Below are 22,000 nucleotides of genomic sequence, written 5' to 3' on the forward strand. Positions count from 1 at the left end.
CGCCTCAGGCGGCCCGGCGGTCGGCCGTCGGCCGGGCGATCGCGACGGGGACGACGACGCGGCGGCGAGCGGCGAGCAGGTCGCCCACGACCCCGGCGAGGACGGTGACGGCCACGGTGGTGGCGACCCCGGCGAGGACGAAGAACGCGACGAAGGCGGCGGTGAAGTCGTACATGGTGGTGCTCCTGGTGATCGGTCCCGAGGCGATCTGCCTCGGTGACCTCACCGTCCCGCGCACCTCTTGGGAGCCACTGGGACCCGGCTCGGGGTCGGCTTGGGGCGCAGGACGCGCGGTCCCCCAGGCCCCCGGTCCCCCGGGCCCCGCCGGTCAGCGACCCCGGGCGGCCTTCGCGATGGTCTCCTCGACGATCGAGTTGAGGCGCGCGCCGTTCGGCCAGCCGGCGTAGTGGCACACGAAGATCACGATCTCGCGCAGCGCGTCCGCATCGAGCTCGCCGTTCGCGTACGCCGCGGGCACCTGGATGCCCAGCACGTCGGCGGCACCCTGGCCGGCGAGCATCCCGATCAGGATCAGCCGGCGGTCCCGGTCGGAGAGCCCGGGGCGGTTCCAGATGTCAGCGAAGAGATGGTCCGCGGTGTAGCGGAAGAAGTCGCCCGCACCGTCGGTCATGTCGAAGCCGTAGACCTGCTCCATCTTCTCCAGTCCGCGCCGGCGCGTCTCCGGGAGTCCCTCGAAGTCACCCAAGGCCGAGCCCCTCTCTGAGTCGGTCGAGCGACAGACGGGCCAGCGGCACGTCGACGCCCTGCTGGTCGGCGAGCGCGATCGCGAACGCCAGGTCCTTCTCCCCCAGCGCCGCGACGTGGTCGAACACGCTGTGCCAGAAGTCGTCCGGCGCGATGGGCGCCGTCGTGTCGCGATGCATGATCGCGCCCGGTCCGCCGGTGATCGCGTCGGTGTGCCGCACCACCTTGCCGAGCGCGACCAGGTCGAGGCCGGCGGCCTCCGCGAGCCGCTGCGCCTCGGTGACCGCGGTGAACGCGACGAAGTGGATCAGGTTGCGGGCCAGCTTCATCCGGGTGCCGGCGCCCAGGGGCCCGGCGTGGACGACCATCGAGCCCATCGCCTCGAGCGCGGGCCGGGCGACGTCGAAGGCCGCACCGGCGCCGCCGACCATGATCGCGAGCGAGCCGTCGGCGGCACCCATCGGTCCGCCGGAGACCGGGGCGTCGAGCACGCTGAGCCCCTGCGCCGCCAGCTCCGCCGGCGTCCCCGGAGCCACCGTCGAGTGGACGACGAGCACCGCGCCGGGGCGCAGCTCCGCGGCCACGGCACGCACCTGGTCGTCGTCGCGGACCATCACGCAGACGACGTCGGCGTCGATCGTCTCGACGCTGTCGGCCGAGGCGGCCCCGGCGGCGACGAGCTCCGCGACCGGGCCGGGCGCGACGTCGTGCACGGTCAGGTCGATGCCGTCGGCCGCCGCCAGCCGCAGCGCCATCGGCTTGCCGATGTTGCCGAGGCCGACGAAGCCGACCCGCAGGCTAGCCACGGAACGTCTGTCCGCCGTCGACGGCGATGATCTGGCCGGTGACCCACGACGACTCCGGCGACAGCAGGAACAGGCAGGCCCCCACCATGTCCTCCGGCTGGCCCATCCGCTTGATGGCGAGGCCCTTGACCAGGTCCTTGGCGGCATCGCCCGCCTGGGTGCGGGTCGCGGCCGTGTCGGTCGGGCCGGGCGCGATCGCGTTGACGCGGATGCCCATGCCGCCGAGCTCGTGGGCGAGCTGCTGCGTCAGGCCGTTCACGCCGACCTTCGCCAGGCCGTAGAACCCGGAGTAGAGGTACGCCGCGGTGCTCGACTGGTTGACGATCGACCCGCCGCCCCGCTTCTGCATCTCGCGGTAGACCGCCCGGGTCATCACCAGCGCGCCGTCCATGTTCACCGACATGAACTTCCGGTAGTAGTCCCAGTCGACGCTGATCAGCAGGTCGAACTGCATGTCGCCGTAGATCGCGGCGTTGTTGACCAGGCCGTCGATCCCGCCGTACGCCGCCACCGTCGCCTCGACGAGCGCGGCGGCCGACTCGTGCGAGGACACGTCGGTGCGCACGAACAGCCCACCGATGTCGGCCGCAACCTTCTCCCCACCCTCGACGTTGAGGTCGGCCACGACCACCGACGCCCCCTCGGCGGCCAGCGCCCGCGCGTAGGCCTCCCCGATGCCCTGCGCGGCCCCCGTCACGACGACGACCTTGTCCTGGAACCGCATGCTCATCTCTTCTCTCGGTCGGTGGTGGTTTCGAGGCTCGGGCCTAGCGGCCCTCGCACCTCAACCACCGTGTCGGTGGTTGAGGTGCGAGCGAAGCGAGCCTCGAAACCACCCATCACGCGGGCTCAGCAACTGTCTTGGTCTCGAGGTACTCCTCGAAGCCGGCGACACCCATCTCCCGGCCGATGCCGGACTGCTTGTAGCCGCCGAACGGCGCGTCGGGGCTGAACCACACCCCGCCGTTGACGGCGATCGTTCCGGTGCGGATCCGCGCCGCCACGGCCTTGGCGCGCTCGAGCGAGCCGGACTCCACCGACCCCGACAGGCCGTACGCCGAGTCGTTGGCGATCCGCACCGCGTCGTCGTCGCCGTCGTGGGGGATCACCACCAGCACCGGGCCGAAGACCTCCTCCTGCGCCAGGCGGCTGGAGTTGTCGAGGCCGGCGACGACCGTCGGCTCGACCCAGAACCCGTCCTGGTCGATCACGTGGCCGCCGGTGGCGAACGTGCCGCCCTCGTCCTCGGCCAGTCGCAGGTAGGACTCGACCCGGTCGCGCTGCGCCTGCGAGATCACCGGGCCGCAGATCGCGCCCGGGTCGGCGGGGTCCTTGGCACCGATCGACTCCATGGTCGCGGCGGCGACCTGCACGGCCTCGTCGTACCGCTCGCGCGGCACCACGAGCCGCGTGGTGATCGCGCACCCCTGCCCCGCGTGGATGCACGCGGTGAACGCCGTCGCTCCTGCCGCAGCCGCGACGTCGGCGTCGTCGAGCACGATCGCGGCGGACTTGCCGCCGAGCTCGAGGAACACCTTCTTCAGCGTGGGTGCGGCCGCGGCCATGATCGCGCGGCCGGTCGCCGTGGATCCGGTGAACGAGACCATGTCGACCCGAGGATCGGTGGTCAGCACCGCCGCCACCTCGTTGGACCGCGGCGTCACCACGTTGAACACCCCGGCCGGGATGTCGGTGTGCTCGGCAACCAACCGGCCGAGCTCGCAGGCCAGCCACGGAGTGTCCGGCGCGGGCTTGAGCACCACGGTGCAGCCGGCGGCGAGTGCCGGCCCGACCTTCGCGAGGTTGATCTGGGTCGGCACGTTCCACGGCGAGATCGCCGCGACGACACCGACGGGCTCGCGTCGCACCGTTCGACGGCTGGGGATCCCCATCGGCTTCGCGACCCCCAGGTCGCTCTCGAACTCGTAGCCCTCCAGCAGGTCCGTGACCCACCGCAGGCCCTCGACCGGCACGTCGAACCCGGCCGCGCTCATCATGAACCCCGGCATCCCGACTTCGGCGGTCGTCAGCGCCGTGAACGCCGCGGCGTCCTCGAGCAGCGCCGCGTGCAGCTGGCGCAGGCAGCGCACCCGCAGCTCGGTGTTCGTCGACCAGTCCGTCTCGTCGAAGGCCCGGCGGGCGGCGGCGATCGCGGCGTCGACATCGGCCGCGGTCGCGTCCGGCGCGTGGCCGATCTCCGCGCCCGTGGCCGGGTTGAGGATCGGGTACGACGTACCGTCGCTCGCCCCGACCAACTTGCCGTCGACCAGCTGCTGGGCCGGTGGGGGCAGGCTCACCGGACGGCCTCTTGCGTGACGTAGTCGCCGCGCTCCACCGGCGGTGGCCACACCGGCGACGGCAGGTCCTTCAGCGTGTAGTGGCCCGGCTGCGTCTTGCCGTCGACCGACATCCGGTCGAGCAGACCCTGCGGCGCCTTGCCGGACGCGGCGATGGCCAGGAACGTGTGGGCGGTCGAGCCCAGGTCGAACCAGTCCCGCTGCCAGGCGAACTTGAGCTCACCGTCCTGCTGCCGCTCGACGCCGAACCAGGAGCCGCCGATGCCGAGGATCTCGTACTCCTCGCCGGTCGCGTCGTCGGTGATCCCGGACTTCTGCTTCCAGAACCCCACCACCATCTGGTTCTTCTCGTCGATCAGCGTCGCCTGGTAGTCGTAGTGCCACCCGTCGAGGCCGGCCATCTCCTGACCGATCGCGAGCTCGCGGATCTCCTCGCGGCCGACCGCCATGAAGTGCTCGTCGGGGGTGTACATCCAGCCGTACGTCGCGTCCTCGGCGTACCAGTCCGCCATCACCCGCCAGTCGCCGATGCGCTCGGCCTCCCGGTTGACCTCGAGCCAGGAGTCCCAGAACTCCTCGATCTCCGCACGCGTGAGCGCCATGTCAGCTCTCTTCCTCGATGGCCAGCGCCATCGCTGGGCAGTACCGGACCGCGGCCTCCACCTGGGACCGCAGAGAATCGTCGGGGCGCTCGCTCAGCACCGTCACCTGGTCGGCGTCCTCGTCGAACCCGAACACCGCGGGCGCCTCCCCCTGGCACATCTGGTGCCCCTGGCACAGGCCGGCGTCGGCAACCACGCGGAAGCTCATCGCCCTGCTCCCGCGGGGGTGGTTTCGAGGCTCGGACCCAGCGGCCCTCGCACCTCGACCACCGTGTCGGTGGGTCGGGTGGTTGAGGTGCGAGCGAAGCGAGCCGGCACGGTGGTTGAGGTGCGAGCGAAGCGAGCCGGCACGGTGGTTGAGGTGCGAGCGAAGCGAGCCTCGAAACCACCACCCCACGGCATCACCTCTGCCTGCCTTCGCTGCGCTCAGGCACTCCTCGCTCGTCGGAGACGCTTCGGCCTCGTTCCTCGGCCGGCGCCCCCTCCTCGCTTCGTCGTCTCCGGCGGTACGTCACCCGGCAGGGCTGCTGGAGCTGGATGACCATCTTGGAGACGTCGTCCTGGTACGACGCGGACGGCTGGGCCATCTCGAACTCGTAGTCGCGCAGGACCACCGAGAAGATCGCCTTGAGCTGCATCATCGCGAAGGCGTTGCCGACGCAGCGGTGCTTGCCGGCGCCGAACGGGATCCAGGTCCAGCGGTTCTGCAGGTCCTCCTGCCGCGGGTCGACGTAGCGGCCGGGGTCGAAGGAGTCGGGGTCGGGGAAGTCCGACGCGAGCCGGTTGGAAACCCGTGGCGAGGCCGCGACCACGGTGCCCGGTGAGATCACGTGTCCGGCCAGCTCGATCTCCTCGGCCACCACGCGCATCAGGATGATCAGCGGCGGGTGCAGGCGCAGCGTCTCCTTGAGCGCGGCCTCCAGCCGCGGGATCGACCGCAGCGCCTGGAACGAGACCTCGGAGCCGTCGGCGTAGAGGTCGTCGAGCTCAGCCACCACGTCTTTCATCACCGACGGGTGCCGCATCAGCTCGATCAGCGCCCAGGCGGCGGTGCCCGAGGACGTGTGGTGACCGGCGAACATCATCGAGATGAAGATGCCGGTGATGTAGTCGGCACTCATCTCGATCGAGATGAGGACGTCGAGCAGGTCCCGGTCCTCCTTGGGCACGGTGCCCCGGGCGACCCGCTTGTCGATGATCGCCTGCACCAGCCCGACCAGCTCCTCTCGCGCGGCGTCGCGGCGGCGGAACGACTCGATGTCGAGGTAGGGGTCGACGTACGCGAGGGCGTCGGTGCCGCGCTCGAGCTCGTGGTAGAGCGCGGCGAAGCGGCCGTCGAGCTCCTCGCGGAACGGCTTGCCGATCAGGCAGGCCGAGGTGGTGTAGATCGTGAGCTCGGCGAACCAGTCGAGCAGGTCGATCTCGCCCTCGTCACCCCACTCCGCGACCATCCTGTTGATCTCGGCCTCGATGGTGGCGGCGTGCCCGCGCATCATGTCGCCACGCAGCGCCTGGTTCTTCAGCATCTGCTGGCGCTCCTCCGGCGAGGCGTCGAAGACCACGCCCTTGCCGAAGATCGGCGTCATGAACGGGTACGCCGCGGCCTGGTCCAGCGTCGAGTCCGGCGCGCGGAAGAACTGCTCCTGGGCCTCGGCACCGAAGACGAGCACCACGTCCCTGTCGGCGAGCCGGAAGCGGCCGACGTCGCCGCACTCGTCGTGCACGCGCTGGAACAGCCCGATCGGGTCGACCCGCATCTCCGCCAGGTGACCGTGCCCGTCGTCGGGAACGGCGTACGAGACCTCCGGCAGGGTGGTTTCGAGGCTCGTCGCTGGCGCTCCTCGCACCTCAACCACCGAGTCGGTGGTTGAGGTGCGAGCGGAGCGAGCCTCGAAACCACCACTGACGTTGCTCATCGATCCTCCACGGGTGCCTCGGGGTTGACCTCGATCAGGCTCAGGTGCACGCCGCGCGGGGCGCTGACGACGGTGGTGATCGCGTCGGCGATCGCCGACGGCTTGAGGAAGTGGGGATGCCGGGCCTGCCCGAACCGCACCCACTGGTTGAGCACGTACGCCGCCTGGTCGGCGTCCCAGTCGGTCCCCATCTCGCTCCACGTCGGGCCGGGGCGCACGATCGAGGCGCGCACGCCGGTGCCCTCGAGCTCCATCTGCAGCGCGTGCGCCATGCCCTCGAGGCCCCACTTGCCCGCGGCGTACGACGACATGAAGGGCCGCGCCCGCACCGCCACGTCGGAGGAGACGAACACGACGTCGCCGCGCCGGCGCTCGACCATGCCCGGCACGAACGCCCGCACCAGCCGGTGGGCGCCGACGATGTTGAGGTCGAGCTCCTGGCCGAACCGGTCGGTGTCGACCTGGTGGATCGTTCCCGGCGCGACGGCGCCGGCGTTGGAGACCACGACCTCGACGGCGCCGAGGTCGGTGGTGACCTTCGCGGCGAACTCCGTGACCGAGGCGTCGTCGGTGAGGTCGAGCGCGTGCGCGACGGCCTCGCCCCCGTCCTCGCGGATCCGCGCGGCGACCTCCTCGCACCTGTCCGTACGCCGGGCGCCGAGCGCGACCGGGAAGCCGGCCGCTGCCAGCGCGAGCGCGGTGGCCGCCCCGATGCCCGACGAGGCGCCGGTGACCACGGCAGGTCGCCGCGACGGCTGTGCGTACTTGCTCATCGGGCAGCCACCTCCTCCGATGGCAAGTCGCTGGTGGTTTCGAGGCTCGTCGCCAGCGCTCCTCGCACCTCAACCACCGTGGTGGTGGTTGCGGTGCCAGCGAGGGCTCGTCCTGAGGTGCGAGCGGAGCGAGCCTCGAAGGGAGCCTCGAGACCACCGATCATCGCGACACCACCGTCATCGGCACGGCTGCGAAGCCGCGGACGTTGACCGAGTGCACCCGCCGGCAGGCGTCGTGGTCGACCTCGATCGACCGGGCCCGCTCGACGAGGGCCGTGAGCGCGACCCGCGCCTCGAGCCGCGCCAGGTTGGCGCCGAGGCAGTAGTGACGGCCGCCGCCGAAGGACAGGATCGGCGCGAGCTCGTCGGCGCTGCGGGTGATGTCGTACTCGTCGGGACGCGCGAACACCGACTCGTCCCGGTTGGCCGAGCCCAGGCAGAGCAGCAGCTTGGAGCCCTGCGGCGCGACCCGCCCGTGCAGCTCGACGTCGTGCAGCAGGTAGCGGGCCAGCAGCTGGCTGGAGGTGTCGTAGCGCAGGGTCTCCTCGACCCACAGCGCGACCCGGTCGACGCTCCCGGCGCCCCCGAACACCAGGTCGTGCTGCGCCGGGTGGCGGGTGAGGTGGTGGACCGCGTGGCCGAGCAGCTTGGTCGTGGTCTCGTTGCCGGCGACGACCATCAAGAACAGGAACGCGATCACGTCGTCGTCGGTGAGACGCTCGCCGTCGACCTCAGCCGCGATCAGCGCGCTCGTGAGGTCGTCGGTCGGCCGGCGGCGGCGCTGGGCGACCATGTCGAGGTAGTAGCCGACCAGCCACAGCGAGGCCTCCGCCCCGGCCTGCGGCACGTCGTAGACCCCGTCCTCGCGGTGCACGACGAGGTCGGCCTGGCGGCGTACCTCCGCGCGGTCCTCCTCGGGGACGCCCATCATCTCCGAGATGACGTCCATCGGGAGCTTGCCCGCGAAGTCGGCGATCCAGTCGAAGCTGCCGCGCTCGAGGCACTCGCCGAGGTATTGGTCGGTCAGCTGCTGGATGCGCGGCAGGAGGTCGTGGGCCCGGCGCGGGGTGAACCCTCGCGAGACGAGCGAGCGCAAGCGGTTCTGCCGGGGCGGGTCCATGCCGAGGATCGACATCACCTTGTGCGCGTCCGGTCCCCACGCGGACCGTTCGATCGCGACGCCGTGCGAGTTGGAGTAGGTGCCCTCGGCGCGCAGCGCGGCCGCGATGTCGGCGTGCCGGGTCAGCGCCCACAGGTCGAGGTCCGGGTTGTGGTGCAGCGGCTCGTGCTCGCGCAGCCAGGCGTACGTCGGGTAGGGGTCGTCCTGGAACCCGTAGTCGTAGGGGTCCAGCACGAAGGCTTCGCGGACGGAGGTCATCGAGTGCCCTTCATGATCACGGCGACCACGGCGTCGAGCCGGTCGGCCATCTCGGCGTACGTCATCAGGCCCATGCCGGCCTGCAGCAGCGCCCCCGAGAACGCGAGGGTCAACGCCTCGACGACCTCGGCCCCGGTCGCCCCGGCGGCCACCTCGAACCTGCGCACCAGCTCGGCGCCGATGCGCAGCCGCAGCTCCTCGACCTCGGGGTCACGAGACAGCAGGGCCGGCGTCACCGCCGCCGCAAGCTCGGGCGCACCGGCGAGGCGTTCCCCCAGCCTCCGGGTCACCCACCGGACCCGGTCGACGGGGTCGGCTCCCTCGGCCCGCACGTCGGCGTCCTCGAGGAGGAAGCGCCAGAACAGCTCGGCGTAGAGCCGGTTCTTCGAGGCCAGGTAGGTGTACGCCGTCGCCGACGAGACCCCGGCGCGCTGGGCGACCGTGCGGATCGTCAGCGTCTCCGCGCCGACGGCCCGCAGCTCGTCGCGGCCGGCCTCGAGGAGCCGCGCGGCGGTGGAACTGGACACCTGTCCAATCTAGAACGTGTTCCACCTGACTGGCAAGGGGTGATCCGGGAGTCTGACAACCTCGAGCGGAGCGCCGGAGTTCTTACCGGTGTGACTGAATGGAGCAAGACGTGATCCCCCCGGCCGAGAAGCGGGCCTTCGAGAGGTTCGTCGCAGAGTCCTCGGACCGGCTCGTGCGTACGGCGTACCTGCTGTGCGGCGACCGCGGCCACGCAGAGGACCTCGTGCAGACCGCGCTGCTGCGCACCGCCCGGCGCTGGGGCAGAGCGCGCCACCAGCCCGAGGCCTACGCCCGCAAGGTCGTCGTCAACCTCGCCAAGGACCGGTGGCGCGACCTCGCGCGGCGGCCGAGCGAGACGGCGATGGGCGACACCGAGATCCCGATCGCCGTGACCGACGGGGTCGCCGACCGCGACCAGCTGCTCCGGGCCGCTCGCGGGCTGCCCGAGGGACAGCGGGCCGTGCTCGTGCTGCGGTACTTCGACGACCTGTCGATCGAGGACACGGCCCGAGCACTGGGGTGCACGACCGGCTCCGTGAAGTCACAGACCGCGCGCGCCCTGAGCCGACTCCGGGCCGCACTCACACCCGAGATGGAGAACGCCGATGTTGACCGACGATGACCTGACCCGACAGCTGGGCGCCGCCTTCCGCGGAGCCACCGACGACCTGACCTACGCCGGCCGGGTCCCCACGCCGCGACGCCCGGCGTACGTCCTCGCCGTGCCGGCGGCGGCGACGGTCGCCGCCGCAGCGGTGCTGGTCGCGACCGGAGGACTCGCGTCCGACGACGCCCCGAGCCCGCCGCAGGCGGCGACCACCGCACCCGGCAGCTCTCACAACGCCCCGGCGACCCGCATGGTGACCGACCACATCGAGGTCGCGGGGTTCACGTTCAGCTACCGCCACGCCGTGGGCGAGCCGGACCCGATCCGGCTGGTCGCAGACACCGAGGTGCCGCCCGACGCCCGCAGCGTTGATGTCGAGCCGCCGGCCCAGGCCTGGGTCGGCACCGACCCCGCCAGCGGGGACGCCGCGCTCTGGCTGAAGGCACCAACCCGCAACGACGGCCGGCTGTTCGCGATCGTGTCCTCGGTGTGGACCCAGGACCAGCTCGTCGATCTGCTGCACAACGGCTCGCCGTCCTGACCGGAGCGGCCGGGACTGGAACCTGTTCCAGTCCCGGCCCTAAGGTCACGCCATGACCACCTGGCCACGCGCCGAGCTCGAGACCGCCTTCCAGCGCTACCAGGACGAGGTGGAGCGGATCGCCGGGTCCGGCGACTGGGCCCGCTTCGCGGACCTGTTCACCGAGGACGCGACGTACCGGGAGCACGCGTACGGCGACTTCGCCGGCCGCGAGGCGATCCGGGAGTGGATCGTCTCCACGATGACGTCCTTCCCGGGCAGCGCGATGCCGCACTTCCCGATCGACTGGTACGTGCTCGACGAGGAGCGTGGCCGGATCGTCTGCGAGGTGTGGAACGACCTGCCCGACCCCGGCGACGGCGAGCGCCACGGCGCCAGCAACATCACGATCCTCACCTACGCCGGGGACGGGCTGTGGTCGCGCGAGGAGGACGTCTACAACCCCGCGACCTTCCTGCGTGCGACCAAGCGGTGGCACCGGGTGGCCCAGCAGCACGGCCGCACCACTCCCGAGGCCGACGCCTGGATGGCGATGGTCGGAGGCTGACCGGCCGGCCGGGTCAGTGCCGACCTGACCAGTAGCGCCGGACGTCGACCTGGGTGAGGTCGCGCACGGGGTGGGTCTTGCCGGACAGCACGTCGTCGAACCCGCGAGCGCCCTGCAGGTAGCGGGCGAAGAACGCCTCGACGTACGTCGCCGCGACCTGCCGCTCGGCAGCGAAGCCGAGCGTGTCGTCGAGCGACCCGTCGTCGGTGTAGCACTTGCCGAGACGTTGCGCGGGGTGGCCGGCGTCGTCCTCACCGCCGGGCAGGCCGCTGCTCGCTGCCCAGCGGGAGTTCAGGTTGTTGTGGTTGGCGCCGTGCACCATGACCGAGATGTTGACGCGGTCGCCGCCTCGCCGGGCGAGCCGGTTGTACTCGTCGCGCCCGGTCACGTCACAGCTGCCCGCCCACGTCATCAGGGGGATCTGCGTGACGGTGAGCCGACGGGTGGCGTGGTCCATGAACGGCGGCTCCGCGGCCGCCATCCCGAAGACCGCCCGCAGCCGCACCCCGTCGGGGACCATCGCGCGGTGTGCGTCGGCGGCCGCCCACATCACGCCCCGACCACCGCGAGAGTGTCCGAGCAGCCCGACGTCCTGGAGATCGGCCGCACCGAGGAAGTCCGGGGTCGCCGGGTCGCCGTTCTGGGCGTCGGTGAAGGCGCCGGCGAGCGGGCCGCTGCCGTCCTCGACCAGGTCGCGCCACATCGTCAGGTGCCGGAAGACGACCGCGGCGCGGGCCCGGTCGGCGACCTCGCCCATCTCGCCGGCGTTCACGCCGTTCGCGCCGACCGAGACGACGATCATGCCGCGCGCGGCGAGCGCCTGGCCGAGATTGTCGTAGCCGAGGTCGCTGCGGATCCCTGTCAACGGCGCGCGGCACGGCCAGCCCATGTCCACCTTGCCGGTCGACTCGTCCGCGCAGGACCAGAACAGGCCGTGCGCGATGACGACCATCGGCAACCCACGCCCGGCGGCGTCCGCCGGGGCATAGACGCGCCCGGTGAGCTCGATCGGTGCGAGCCGCTTCGACGGCATCCCGCGCGGGGTCAGGGCGTGGAAGCCGGGCACGGTGAACGCCGCGTCACCGAGGTCGTAGTCGAAGACCTGCACACCGGGGTCGGCCGGCGCCGACGCGGTCGACGTGGCCGATGTGGCCGACGCGGGCAGCGGACCCACGGCGAGAGTCAGCGCGAGGGTCAGGGAAACAGTGAGGGCGAGAGACAGCGGGGCGAGGAGGCGTTTCACGCACGCCACGATCGCGCAGAGATGTCAGGAAGTCGTCAGACCCGGGTCAGGATCTCGTTGCGGCAGGTCGATCCGCACCGTCGTACCGGCATCGAGCTCGCTCTCGATCGCCACCGAGCCCCCGTGTGCCTCGACGATCTGCCGCACGATCGCGAGGCCGAGCCCGCTGCCGCCGGTGGCCCTGCTCCGTGAGTCGTCGGCACGCCGGAACCGCTCGAACACGTGCGGGAGGTCCGCGGCCGGGATCCCCGAACCGGTGTCCGCGACCTCGACGCGTCCGGTGGCACCACCCAGCGTCACCACGCCACCGGAAGGCGTGTGCCGCACGGCGTTGGCCACCAGGTTCACGACGGCCTGACGCAGGCGTACGGCGTCCGCGTGCACGACGCTCCCCGCCTCGGCCTCGACCCGGATCTCCACGCCGGCGGACTCCGTCGCGCCACGGAACGCCTCGGCGACCTGCTCGAGGAACGTCGCGACGTCGATCTCCACCGGTTCGAGACGCAGCTCGCCCGCGTCGCCACGGGCCAGGTCGTGCAGGTCGTCGACGAGTCGCTGCAGCTGCAGGGTCTCCTCGTGCAGGCTGTCCAGCAGCCGGCGGTCGGGCTCGACCAGCCCGTCCTGCGCCGCCTCCAGCCAGCCCCGCACGTTGGCCAGCGGGGTGCGCAGCTCGTGCGACACGTCGCTGACCATCCGGCGCCGGGCCTCCTCCAGCTGCTGGCGCCGGTCGGCCATCCGGTTGAACGCGCGCGCCACCTCGCCGACCTCGTCGCGACGCCGGTGCGGCACCCGCACCGACAGATCACCGTCTCCGGCGCGATGGGCGGCCCCGGCCATGCGTCGCAGCGGTCGCACGACGCTGCTCGCCAGCGCCAGGCACAGCAGCAGGGTCACCAGCAGCACCCCGCCGGCGAGCAGGCCGATCCGCACCTGGCTGGCGCGGGACAGGTCCCAGAAGACGTCGGCCGAGCTCCCCTCGCCGCTGACGAACAGCAGGGCCGGGGCGGCCACCTGGCCGGCGTACCAGGCTCGTCGTGCCTTGGCCGCGCACCGCGCGACGCGGTCGTGTCCGCGGCCGTAGTCGACGACCACGGCGAACCCGGGGCCCTGCTTCGCGACGGGCCCTAGCCCCGCGCGCGCCAGGCACGCGTCGACGCGGTCCCAACCCGAGAGCTGAGCACCGGCGGGGACCTGCTCGGCGGCCAGGTCCGGCGCGTCCGGCACTCGGTGGTCGACCACCCCCAACGGCTCGACGATCCAAGTCCGACAGCGCACGCCGCGAGCACAGCTGACCGGGTACGGCCCGGTGTCCGCCGGCCCGAGCTCGTCTTGGGCTGGGGCCAGCAGCACCGGGTCGACGGCCAGGGCATCGAGGTTCGCGCGGGCCCGGGCGGGGTTGCGATGTCCACTCTCGCCGGCGGAGTCGACGAGCACGCGACCCGACCTGCTGGTGATGCTGATCTGGCGGTCGGCCTCGCCGGCGAGCTGTGCCACCAGCTCCTCGGCCCCGCGCCACGACCCGTGGGTGGCGGCGTACCCGATGAGCTCGTCGTAGATCCGGGCGTCGGTATGCAGGGAGTCCTGCTGCTCCTGGCGCACCGCCACCGTGGTGGCCCGCACGGTCGCCCACGTCGCGGCCGCCACCGCCACGAGAGCGATCAGCGCACCGACCCCGAAGAGCCGCACCAGCAGGCTGCGTCGCCACGGGACGCGGTTGTCGGCCACGGTTCGCGTCAGCTCGGGACCGCGAAGGAGTACCCGACGCCGTACACCGTCCGGATCAGCGCAGGGTCGAGCTTCTTGCGCAGGTTGACCACGTGGACATCGACGGTACGCCGTGTCACGTGGTCGGCCGGGCCGTAGGGACCGTGCAGCTCGCGCAGGAGCTGGTCGCGGCTGAACACCCGTCCCGGCTCGGCGGCCAGCGCCTCGAGCAGCGCGAACTCGCCCGGCGTGCAGGCCACCACCGCACCGCGGAACCGCACCTCGCGGGTCGCCGGGGAGACCGTCAGCTCGCCGACGGTGACGGGCGACCGCACCTCGTCCTGGACCGTGGCGCGGTGGCGGCGCAGCAGCGCACGGACCCGCGCCATCAGCTCGCGCGGGCTGTAGGGCTTGGTGAGGTAGTCGTCCGCGCCCAGGTCGAGCCCATCGAGCAGGTCGTCCTCGCTCGCGCGGGCGGTGAGCATGATGATCGGCAGCGCCTGCGTCTCCGGCGCCGAGCGCAGGATCCGGCACACGTCGAGGCCGTCGAGCCGGGGCATCATCACGTCGAGGACCAGCAGGTCGGGGGCCCGCCGGCGTACCTCGTCGACGGCCGCGCGCCCGTCGGGCACGGTGGTCACGTCGTGCCCCTCGGCGACGGCGTAGCGACGGATCAGCTCCGCCTGCTTCGGGTCGTCCTCGGCGACCAGGATCCGCGCCACGTTGCTGACCCTATGTCGGTCGTGTCAGGGAATTGTCAGCCCGAGCACCCGCGCCGCACCGTCCCACCCCCAAGAGAAGACACCTCCAGGGCCGGGTCAGCCGCGATAGGTCCGGCAGGGCTGGCTGCGCAGCGAGGCGCAGGCGGGAGCCTTCGCCGGCACGCTCACACCGGGCACGACGGAGAGCACCATGCGGGAGCGGCGTACGGCGTCGGCCGCGACGAACACCCGCTCGCCGTGCGCGATCGTGTCGAAGGCCCACAGCGGCCGGGCGCCGCCGGGTGCGTCGACGGTGAGTCGCAACCGCGATCCGGCGCGGAACGCCTGGGCGAACGGGAACAGCTCGACCCGCACCTTGGTGAAGCGGCCCGGAGGGAGCGGAGCCGCGTCGGCCTCGAGGTCGGTGTGCACCGGCGAGACCACCGTCGAGCGCGCGGCGTCGAGCGCCCGGTGGCTGGCGCGCAGCCAGCCGGACTGCACGTAGACCTCGGTGCCGTCGGGGCGCACCTCGCTGAGCGTCACCTCCAGATCGGTGTCCAGCGCGGCCGTGCGCACCCAGAGGTCCACCGAGCCGGTGCCGATGGCCACCACGGTCTTGCGCAGCGGCGGGCTGACCCAGCCGAGGCCGGTCCCGGCCGGGATCTGGCGCCAGTGGTAGTCGGGGTGCGCGGCCCAGATGCCGGAGCTCGAGCCGGCGTACGTCGTCGCCGGGAGTGCGGTCGGGTCCGCGCGGTAGCCGCGCTCGCGCGCCGGGCCGGGTCGGTCGGTCGAGGGCGCGCGGCGCAGGTCGCCGCCGTCGCCGAGGTACCACGCGGTCGGGCGGACGCCGGGGACCGGCCAGGACGGGAACGTCCGCACGAAGCGGGGCAGCGGCGCGCCGGAGGGCTGGCCGGCGGCGGCGCCCTCCTCGAACAGCACCTGGATCGGGTCGGCCGACTCGAACTGGCGCAGTGCCTGCTCGTACGTCATCCCGGTGTAGTCGGGACCGGGCGGCAGCGAGAGCCCGGCCACCCCGGTGATCGACTGCGCGAGGATCGGCGCCACGAAGGTCTTCGCCCCGGTCGGGACCCGGTGCCCGACGTACAGGTCGAGGAAGTCGGCGTAGCGGCCGAACACCCCGAGGCTCAGCGACTCGGTGTGCGAGCCGTTGGTCAGGGACGCGTAGACGTGCGGCGAGGAGCTGAAGTCCTCGAGCAGCGCCGGGAAGTGGCCGCCGGTCTGCTCGTCCTGCCAGGCGCCGGCGAGGAAGACCGGAACGTCGATGTCGTGCGCGAACAGGCTCGGCGAGAGCGGGTCGCCGACGGCCGCGGTGTAGAAGGGGTTGTCCCGGATCATCTCGAGCGGGTCCGGGTTCTGCAGCCGCAGTGCCTGGTTGGCCTCGCAGACCGTGTCGCCGGCGTCGACGCGGGGCCGCTCCCAGCCCTCGCCGTACGCCGCGGCCTGGGTCGCCCGCTCGGTCGCCCACGGGACCGCGAAGCCGGTGTTGAGGATGCCGCCCGGGTAGAGCGTCGCGCGGTAGGTGTCGTCGATGACCGACAGCGGCGAGATCGCCGAGAGGTGCGGCGGCTGGGTGCGGGCGACGTACAGCTGGGAGATGCCGGGGTAGGAGATGCCGACCATGCCGGCCTGGTGGAACTTCGCCCAGGACTGGGCGGCGACCGTCTCGATCACGTCGTAGCCGTCGAGGCTCTGGATCGGCTCGAAGTTGGAGAACGATCCGCCGGAGCAACCGGTGCCGCGGATGTTCACGCCGACGTAGGCGAACCCGAGCGTGTTGTAGAGCGTCGCCATCGTGGTGTTCGCGGGGTTGCTCGGGTCGTAGCCGGAGTACTCGACCACGGTCGGGAACGGGCCATCCCCGTGGGGCAGGGACACGTTCGCCGACAACGTGGTGCCGTCGCGCGTGGTGATGTAGCCGAAGCCGTTCGCCAGCGTCTGGCCGTCGTAGAAGGACTGCGCCGGGGCCGGGTCGGAGAAGTCCGTGACCGTGGCGGTCTCGGCGGGCGCTGCCGAGCCCACCACGTGCACGGCGTACGTGCCCGCGCTCAGACCACGCCAGGCGAGGCTGCCCGCGGCGTCGACGGTGCCGGTCGCGACGGTGCCGCCGGCGCCGTCGGCGCCGCGCAGGAGCTCGAGCTGCTCGCCCGGCGTCGCGGACAGCACGTAGAGCTGGTTGACGCTGGGCCGGACCGTGAGCGTCGTGGGGTCGGCGGCCGTGGCGCCCGGGGCGCCCAGCTGGGCTCCCGCGAGCAGGGCTCCGATGGCGACGGCCGTGACGGACGCTCTCCTCGCTGTGCGCATGGCGCGATGGTGCCACCTCCCGGCCGCTGTGTACCTCGAAGTTCCTCGAACGGCGTCCCGGGCGCCTCGGCGAGCCCGCGGGAAGCAACCACAGGTGACGCACAGCAAGCACACACCGGCGACCCACGACGCCGTCCCACGATGAGGTCAACCGAACGAGGAGGACCCGTGACCGAGCAGACGCCGAGCGGCAACCGCTGGGAGCCCAGCGACACCAGCAACCCCACCGACCCCGCGGGCCCGGCCGGGCCCCCACCCGCTGGCCCGCCCCTCCCCGCGCCGGCCACCGAGACTCCGCCACCGGCGCCGACCGTTCCGGAGCGGCCGGCCCGGTGGCGGGCCCTGCTCGACCGGCCCGGCCGCCAGGGCTGGCTCGCCGCCGGGCTCTCCGCACTGGTCGTCTTCGTGGGCCTGGGCGGATTCCTCACCGGCCGCGCGTCGGTCGACCGGACCCCGGACCCGCGCGAGGTCGGCCAGCAGTGGCAGCACGGTCCCGGTCAGGGTGAGCGGCCCGGACCTGGTTTCCAGGACCGTGACGGAGACGGCGACCTGGGCGGTGGCGTGGGCGGCGGCATGGGCGGCGATGCGCCGGGCTCAGCCCCCGGCACCGCGTCGTGACGGCCACGGTCGCGCGCCCCGAGGCCACCGCCGTACAGGCGGTCGCGGACGACCGCCGACACCGGCTCGACGAGGCGGTGCGCATCGGCGCCACCGCCGCCCTCTGGCTGGCCCTGCTCCTGGTCACCTACTGGTGGGTGGCCGGGGGCGGGCTCCAGGACCTGGGCGACTGGACGGGCGCGCTCCTCTCCCTCGGCCGGATCACCGGCCTGGTCGCGTCGGTGCTGCTGCTCGCCCAGGTCGTGCTGATGTCCCGGGTCCCGCCCCTCGAGGCGGCGTTCGGCCAGGACCGCCTCGCGCGGACCCACCGGCTGGTCGGCTTCACGTCGTTCGACCTGATGCTCGCCCACGTCGTGCTGATCACCTGGGGCTACGCGGCCGGCGAGCTCACCGGCACCCCACGCACCTTGTGGGACCTGACCGTCGACTACCCCGGCATGCTGCTCGCCGTCGCCGGCACCGGGTGCCTGTTCCTGGTCGTCGCCACGAGCATCCGGGCCGCCCGGCGCCGGGTCCGCTACGAGTCCTGGCACCTGCTGCACCTCTACGCGTACGCCGGCGTCGGGCTCGCGCTCCCGCACCAGCTGTGGACCGGCCAGGAACTGATGTCCTCGACCGGCCGGACGGTGTTCTGGTGGACCGCGTGGGGCATCGCGGCTGCCGCGGTGCTCGGCTGGCGGGTGGGCCTGCCCGTCTGGCGCAACCTGCGCCACGCGCTCCGGGTCACCTCCGTGGTGCGGGAGACCGACGGCGTCTTCTCGGTCTACCTCACCGGGCGGCACCTTGACCGGCTGCCCGTCGAAGCGGGCCAGTTCTGCTCCTGGCGCTTCCTCGCCGGTCCCGGCTGGACCCGGACCCACCCGTACTCGCTCTCCGCCGCACCCGACGGCCGCAGCCTGCGGATCACCGTGCAGGTCGTCGGCGACGGCAGCGCCGCGGTCGCCTCGCTCCGGCCCGGCACCCGGGCGCTGATCGAGGGCCCCTACGGCCGGCTCTCCGCACGGGCACGCACCCGCCCGGGTGTGGCCATGATCGGCGCCGGCGTCGGCACCGCTCCGTTGCGCGCGCTCGCCGAGGGCCTGCCGTACGCCCCCGGTGACGCCGTGTACGTCGAGCGCTACACCGCCACCCCGCTCTTCGCCGCCGAGATCGACACGTTGGCCCGCGAGCGCGGGCTGCGGGTGATCCGGCTGCCGGGCCACCGGCGCGGGCCCGACTCGTGGCTCGGGGCGGGCCTGGACGGGGTCGCCGACCTCGACGCCCTCCGGTCGTGGATCCCGGACCTCGCCGAGCGCGACGTCTACGTCTGTGGCCCCGACGGCTGGACCGAGCTGGTCCGCCGTGACCTGGCCGGCGCGGGGCTCCCCGACGACCGGCTCCACCTCGAGACCTTCAGCTGGTGATCTGACGTGAAGCGCATCGCCCTCTGGCTGCTCAGCACCGTCTCGGTGCTGGTGCTGCTGTTCGGCTACCACACCTCGACCGAGGGGAGCCTGGCCACCAACCCGCCCACCTCGATCGTGACCGACGACGCGGGGGCCTCCTCCGGCTCGACGTCCGGCTCGACCTCCGACTCGACCTCCGACTCGACCTCCGGCTCCACCTCCGACTCCACCTCCGACTCCACCTCCGCGGCCACCACGGTCACCGGCGACGCGGTCTCCACCCAGTGGGGTCCGGTGCAGGTCCAGCTCACCGTCGAAGGCGGGGAGATCACGGCCGTGGACGTCGTGCAGTACCCGAACGGCAACCACGAGGACCAGGAGATCAACGCCTACGCGATCCCGACCCTGGTCCAGGAGACCATCGCCCAGCAGAGCGCGGACATCGACATGGTCAGCGGCGCGACCGTGACCAGCGTGGGCTACCTGCAGTCGCTGCAGAGCGCCCTCGACCAGGCGGGGCTGTGACCTACCGCCGCGTCGAGCAGGTCATGGGGCTGCCGGTCAGCCTCGCCCTGCGCGGCCGGCACGCCGGCGGTCCGCGCGCCGAGGACGCCTGGGCCGCCGCGGTGACCTTCCTCCACGGCGTCGACCGGGTGTTCAGCACCTACCGCGAGGACTCCTTCGTCTCCCGGCTCGGGCGCGGCGAGGTCGCCGTGGAGGAGTGCCCGGCGGAGGTCGCCGAGGTGCTGACGCTCGCCGAGTCGGCCCGGATCGACAGCGGCGGCGCCTTCGACGTACGCCGTGCCGGGCCGGACGGCACCACGGTCCTCGACACCGACGGGGTGGTGAAGGGCTGGGCGATCGAGCGCGCGGCCGCGGCCTTCGCCGACCTGGACGGCACCGACGTGTGCCTCTCGGGCGGCGGCGACATGGTGTGCCGGGTCGCCGATCCCGCCGGCGCCCCGTGGCGGATCGGGATCGAGGATCCACGCCACCCCCGACGCCTGGTGGCGGTGCTCCCACTGGGCAACGGCGCGGTCGCGACGTCCGGCACGGCACACCGCGGCCACCACATCGTGGATGCGCGCACCGGCGCCCACCCCCGCGGCGTCGCCTCGGTGACGGTGGTCGCCCGCGACCTCACCTGGGCCGACATCGACGCGACGGCCGCGTTCGCGATGGGGCGCGACGCACTCGCGTGGCTGCGGACCCGGCCGGGCCGTTCCGGTGTCGTGGTCTGGAGCGACGGGTCCACCGACACGTTCGCGACCTCGCCCGCCGTGACCTAGCGTCTCCACCCATGGAGACGCCGCGCGTGCTGGTGATCGGGCTGGACCCCTATCGGGTGCCCGGGCCGTGGGACCCGCAGCCGGTCGCCGAGGGCATCGAGGCCGGCAAGGCACGGTTCGTCGAGCACGGCGTGGGCGCGGAGTTCTGCCTGGTCGGGCTGGACGGCAGCGACGACGTACCGGCCGTCCTCACCGCGGCTCTGTCCTCGCGGCCGTGGGAGTGCGTGGTCATCGGAGGCGGGGTGCGCGGTGACCTCGAGCTGTTCGAGCAGGTCGTCAACCTCGTCCACCGGCACGCACCGGGTGCGCCCATCGCCTTCAACTCGACCCCGTCGGACACCTTCGAGGCGGCCGCCCGCTGGCTCGCGTGAGCTGAGGACTATCCGCCGGCTCGCTCGGCCGCCTCGCGGGCGCTCGTCGCCACCAGGCTGCCGAGCAACGCGAGGGCCTCGGCGCTGCGTGAGCCCGGCTCGGCGTGGTAGACGATCAGCTCCTGCCCCGGCGCCGAGCGCACGTCGAACGCGTTGATGCGCAACGTCAGGTCGCCCACCTCGGGGTGGTCGAACCGCTTGCTCTCCAGCCGCCTGCCGCGTGCCTCGTGCGTCTGCCACAGCTCGACGAACTCCGGGCTGCGCCGGCTCAGCTCCGCGACCACCTCGCGGATGCGGGAATCGGTCGGTGCACGGCCCTGGAGGAGCCGGAATCCGGCGACGGTGTACCTCGCGACCTGATCCCAGTCGACGTAGAAGGAGTGCGCGTCGGGATCGAGGAAGATCTTCATCAACAGGTTCGGCCCCTGCTTGAACCCGTCGAAGAGCGCGTACGCCAACGGGTTCCCGGCCAGCACGTCGTACGCGCGACCCAGCACGATCGCCGGGGTGTCGGGCCACATGTCCATGAGCCGGAGCAGCTCCGGGTCGACCCGCTCGGGGAGCGAGACGCGCGCGGCTCCCGGCGCCAGCCCGGCCACGGCGTACAGGTGCAGCCGCGCGTCGTCGTCGAGCTGCAGCACCTCGGCGAGCGCGTCGACCACCTGCGCAGATGGGCTGCGCTCGCGGCCCTGCTCGAGCCGGACGTAGTAGTCGACGCTCATGCCGGCCAGGGTCGCGACCTCCTCACGGCGCAGCCCGGGCACGCGGCGCACGCCGTACGTCGGGACGCCCGCTGACTCGGGGCTCACCTGCGCGCGGCGCGCCCGCAGGTACTCCCCCAGGGGACCGGTCGGCATGGGGCGAGTCTAGGTCGGCCCCGGAGGACGAAAGGGGGTGCAGCACTCCCAGGGACGACGCACCCTTCTCCCCCTCCCGGACGGCAACCACAGTGGAGCGCATGACCAGCAACGACATCCCCAGCAAGGTCGCGATCGTCGTGGGCGCGGGCCCCGGCATCGGCGCCGCGGTCGCCGAACGGTTCGCGGATGCCGGGTACGCCGTGGGACTCATCGCCCGCGACGGGCAGCGCGTCGCCGCCATGGCGACCGCGCTCGGCGACCGCACCGGCGTCCAGGTGGCGAGCGCCCCGGCGGACGCCACCGACCCGGACCAGCTGGGCGCCGCACTGGACGAGCTCGCCACCGCGCTCGGCCCGGCCTCGGTGCTCTGCTTCAGCCCGATCCCCGACATCGGCCTGATCAAGCCGGTGCTCGAGACCCGGCCCGAGGAGCTGATGGCGTCACTGCGCCTCGGCATCGCCGGTGCCGCGACAGTCGTCGAGCGGGCGCTGCCCGCCATGCTCGAGCGCGGACAGGGCTCGCTGCTGTTCACCACCGGGAGCGCGGGCCTGCACCCCGACCCTGCGCGCGCCGCGAGCGCGGTCACGACGACCGCGACCACGACGTACGTCGCGCTGCTCCGCCAGGCCCTCGAGGGCACCGGCCTCCGCGTCGGCCACACCGTGATCGTCGGCCCCGTCGACCGCGAACGCACCGACGCCCACCATCCCGACCGGGTCGCAGCCGACCTGTGGGCCCACCACCGCGGTGAGTCCGAGGGATTCCCCTCGGTGCTGCGCCTCTCCTGACCGACCACCGATCTCCACC

Annotated in this window: 25 protein-coding genes; 9 read left to right on the forward strand and 16 right to left on the reverse strand. The window is 72.7% G+C overall.

The annotated features are described in order from the left end of the window. Nucleotides 1–4: 4 nt before the first annotated feature. The 11 genes from AC3ANS_RS21195 to AC3ANS_RS21245 form a co-directional block, all read right to left on the reverse strand. On the reverse strand, nt 5–175 hold the full coding sequence (locus tag AC3ANS_RS21195; RefSeq protein WP_488293553.1) for a hypothetical protein: 171 nt from the start codon (nt 173–175) through the stop codon (nt 5–7). 153 nt (nt 176–328) lie between these two features. Further along, nucleotides 329–655: a carboxymuconolactone decarboxylase family protein gene (locus AC3ANS_RS21200; RefSeq protein ID WP_488296543.1), complete on the reverse strand. Its 327-nt coding sequence runs from the start codon at nt 653–655 to the stop codon at nt 329–331. A 43-nt stretch (nt 656–698) separates the two neighbouring features. Next, nucleotides 699–1,511, reverse strand: a complete 813-nt coding sequence (locus AC3ANS_RS21205; protein WP_488293554.1) for an NAD(P)-dependent oxidoreductase — start codon at nt 1,509–1,511, stop codon at nt 699–701. Then, on the reverse strand, nt 1,504–2,241 hold the full coding sequence (locus AC3ANS_RS21210) for an SDR family oxidoreductase (protein ID WP_488293555.1): 738 nt from the start codon (nt 2,239–2,241) through the stop codon (nt 1,504–1,506). Before AC3ANS_RS21210 ends, AC3ANS_RS21205 begins: the two co-directional genes overlap by 8 nt. Nucleotides 2,242–2,350: 109 nt before the next feature. Continuing rightward, nucleotides 2,351–3,808: an aldehyde dehydrogenase gene (locus tag AC3ANS_RS21215; protein ID WP_488293556.1), complete on the reverse strand. Its 1,458-nt coding sequence runs from the start codon at nt 3,806–3,808 to the stop codon at nt 2,351–2,353. After that, a complete protein-coding gene (locus AC3ANS_RS21220; RefSeq protein WP_488293557.1) occupies nt 3,805–4,410 on the reverse strand; it encodes a nuclear transport factor 2 family protein in 606 nt (201 codons plus the stop codon). Before AC3ANS_RS21220 ends, AC3ANS_RS21215 begins: the two co-directional genes overlap by 4 nt. A 1-nt stretch (nt 4,411) precedes the next feature. Next, the gene (locus AC3ANS_RS21225; RefSeq protein WP_488293558.1) at nt 4,412–4,618 is read right to left on the reverse strand and encodes a ferredoxin; all 207 of its coding nucleotides are present in this window, start codon (nt 4,616–4,618) and stop codon (nt 4,412–4,414) included. 193 nt (nt 4,619–4,811) lie between these two features. After that, complete coding sequence (locus AC3ANS_RS21230) at nt 4,812–6,326, reverse strand: cytochrome P450 (RefSeq protein WP_488293559.1); 1,515 nt, start codon at nt 6,324–6,326, stop codon at nt 4,812–4,814. Continuing rightward, nucleotides 6,323–7,099, reverse strand: a complete 777-nt coding sequence (locus tag AC3ANS_RS21235; RefSeq protein ID WP_488293560.1) for an SDR family oxidoreductase — start codon at nt 7,097–7,099, stop codon at nt 6,323–6,325. Before AC3ANS_RS21235 ends, AC3ANS_RS21230 begins: the two co-directional genes overlap by 4 nt. Before the next feature lie 160 nt (nt 7,100–7,259). After that, on the reverse strand, nt 7,260–8,477 hold the full coding sequence (locus AC3ANS_RS21240; protein WP_488293561.1) for a cytochrome P450: 1,218 nt from the start codon (nt 8,475–8,477) through the stop codon (nt 7,260–7,262). Continuing rightward, nucleotides 8,474–9,004 carry a TetR/AcrR family transcriptional regulator gene (locus tag AC3ANS_RS21245; RefSeq protein WP_488293562.1) on the reverse strand — a complete coding sequence of 177 codons (531 nt, stop codon included), beginning with the start codon at nt 9,002–9,004 and terminating at the stop codon, nt 8,474–8,476. Before AC3ANS_RS21245 ends, AC3ANS_RS21240 begins: the two co-directional genes overlap by 4 nt. 110 nt (nt 9,005–9,114) lie before the next feature. On the opposite strand from AC3ANS_RS21245, the gene AC3ANS_RS21250 reads away from it, so the two are divergent. The 3 genes from AC3ANS_RS21250 to AC3ANS_RS21260 are packed head-to-tail and all read left to right on the forward strand — an operon-like array spanning nt 9,115 to nt 10,700. Further along, nucleotides 9,115–9,627: a SigE family RNA polymerase sigma factor gene (locus AC3ANS_RS21250; protein WP_488293563.1), complete on the forward strand. Its 513-nt coding sequence runs from the start codon at nt 9,115–9,117 to the stop codon at nt 9,625–9,627. Continuing rightward, nucleotides 9,611–10,153, forward strand: a complete 543-nt coding sequence (locus AC3ANS_RS21255) for a hypothetical protein (protein ID WP_488293564.1) — start codon at nt 9,611–9,613, stop codon at nt 10,151–10,153. The genes AC3ANS_RS21250 and AC3ANS_RS21255 overlap by 17 nt, the downstream gene beginning before the upstream one ends. A 52-nt stretch (nt 10,154–10,205) precedes the next feature. Then, a complete protein-coding gene (locus tag AC3ANS_RS21260) occupies nt 10,206–10,700 on the forward strand; it encodes a nuclear transport factor 2 family protein (protein WP_488293565.1) in 495 nt (164 codons plus the stop codon). A 13-nt stretch (nt 10,701–10,713) separates the two neighbouring features. Here the strand turns inward: AC3ANS_RS21260 and AC3ANS_RS21265 are convergent, their stop codons facing one another. The 4 genes from AC3ANS_RS21265 to AC3ANS_RS21280 form a co-directional block, all read right to left on the reverse strand. Continuing rightward, the gene (locus AC3ANS_RS21265) at nt 10,714–11,943 is read right to left on the reverse strand and encodes an alpha/beta hydrolase (RefSeq protein WP_488293566.1); all 1,230 of its coding nucleotides are present in this window, start codon (nt 11,941–11,943) and stop codon (nt 10,714–10,716) included. 24 nt (nt 11,944–11,967) lie between these two features. After that, entirely contained in the window at nt 11,968–13,668 is a 1,701-nt protein-coding gene (locus AC3ANS_RS21270; protein ID WP_488293567.1) for a sensor histidine kinase, read from the reverse strand. 8 nt (nt 13,669–13,676) lie between these two features. Then, complete coding sequence (locus AC3ANS_RS21275) at nt 13,677–14,369, reverse strand: response regulator transcription factor (protein WP_488293568.1); 693 nt, start codon at nt 14,367–14,369, stop codon at nt 13,677–13,679. A gap of 96 nt (nt 14,370–14,465) precedes the next feature. Continuing rightward, nucleotides 14,466–16,670 carry a CocE/NonD family hydrolase gene (locus tag AC3ANS_RS21280; protein WP_488293569.1) on the reverse strand — a complete coding sequence of 735 codons (2,205 nt, stop codon included), beginning with the start codon at nt 16,668–16,670 and terminating at the stop codon, nt 14,466–14,468. Nucleotides 16,671–16,838: 168 nt separating this feature from the next. Between AC3ANS_RS21280 and AC3ANS_RS21285 the strand changes: the two genes are divergently transcribed. From AC3ANS_RS21285 to AC3ANS_RS21305, 5 genes are read left to right on the forward strand one after another with little or no spacing between them, the layout of a single operon-like run. After that, on the forward strand, nt 16,839–17,288 hold the full coding sequence (locus AC3ANS_RS21285; RefSeq protein WP_488293570.1) for a hypothetical protein: 450 nt from the start codon (nt 16,839–16,841) through the stop codon (nt 17,286–17,288). Beyond that, nucleotides 17,285–18,691, forward strand: coding sequence for a ferredoxin reductase family protein (locus tag AC3ANS_RS21290; protein ID WP_488293571.1), 1,407 nt, complete (start codon nt 17,285–17,287; stop codon nt 18,689–18,691). The genes AC3ANS_RS21285 and AC3ANS_RS21290 overlap by 4 nt, the downstream gene beginning before the upstream one ends. 6 nt (nt 18,692–18,697) lie before the next feature. Further along, nucleotides 18,698–19,198 (forward strand): FMN-binding protein, encoded by a 501-nt coding sequence (locus tag AC3ANS_RS21295; RefSeq protein ID WP_488293572.1) that lies wholly within the window; start codon nt 18,698–18,700, stop codon nt 19,196–19,198. Then, complete coding sequence (locus AC3ANS_RS21300) at nt 19,195–19,962, forward strand: FAD:protein FMN transferase (protein ID WP_488293573.1); 768 nt, start codon at nt 19,195–19,197, stop codon at nt 19,960–19,962. Before AC3ANS_RS21295 ends, AC3ANS_RS21300 begins: the two co-directional genes overlap by 4 nt. 11 nt (nt 19,963–19,973) lie before the next feature. Then, the gene (locus tag AC3ANS_RS21305) at nt 19,974–20,333 is read left to right on the forward strand and encodes a hypothetical protein (protein ID WP_488293574.1); all 360 of its coding nucleotides are present in this window, start codon (nt 19,974–19,976) and stop codon (nt 20,331–20,333) included. 8 nt (nt 20,334–20,341) lie between these two features. Here AC3ANS_RS21305 and AC3ANS_RS21310 read toward each other — a convergent pair whose 3' ends face one another. Beyond that, nucleotides 20,342–21,190 carry a helix-turn-helix transcriptional regulator gene (locus AC3ANS_RS21310; protein WP_488293575.1) on the reverse strand — a complete coding sequence of 283 codons (849 nt, stop codon included), beginning with the start codon at nt 21,188–21,190 and terminating at the stop codon, nt 20,342–20,344. 101 nt (nt 21,191–21,291) lie between these two features. On the opposite strand from AC3ANS_RS21310, the gene AC3ANS_RS21315 reads away from it, so the two are divergent. Then, nucleotides 21,292–21,981, forward strand: a complete 690-nt coding sequence (locus tag AC3ANS_RS21315) for an SDR family oxidoreductase (protein WP_488293576.1) — start codon at nt 21,292–21,294, stop codon at nt 21,979–21,981. Nucleotides 21,982–22,000 lie beyond the last annotated feature (19 nt).

This window comes from Nocardia sp. 149-1B (assembly GCF_057747975.1).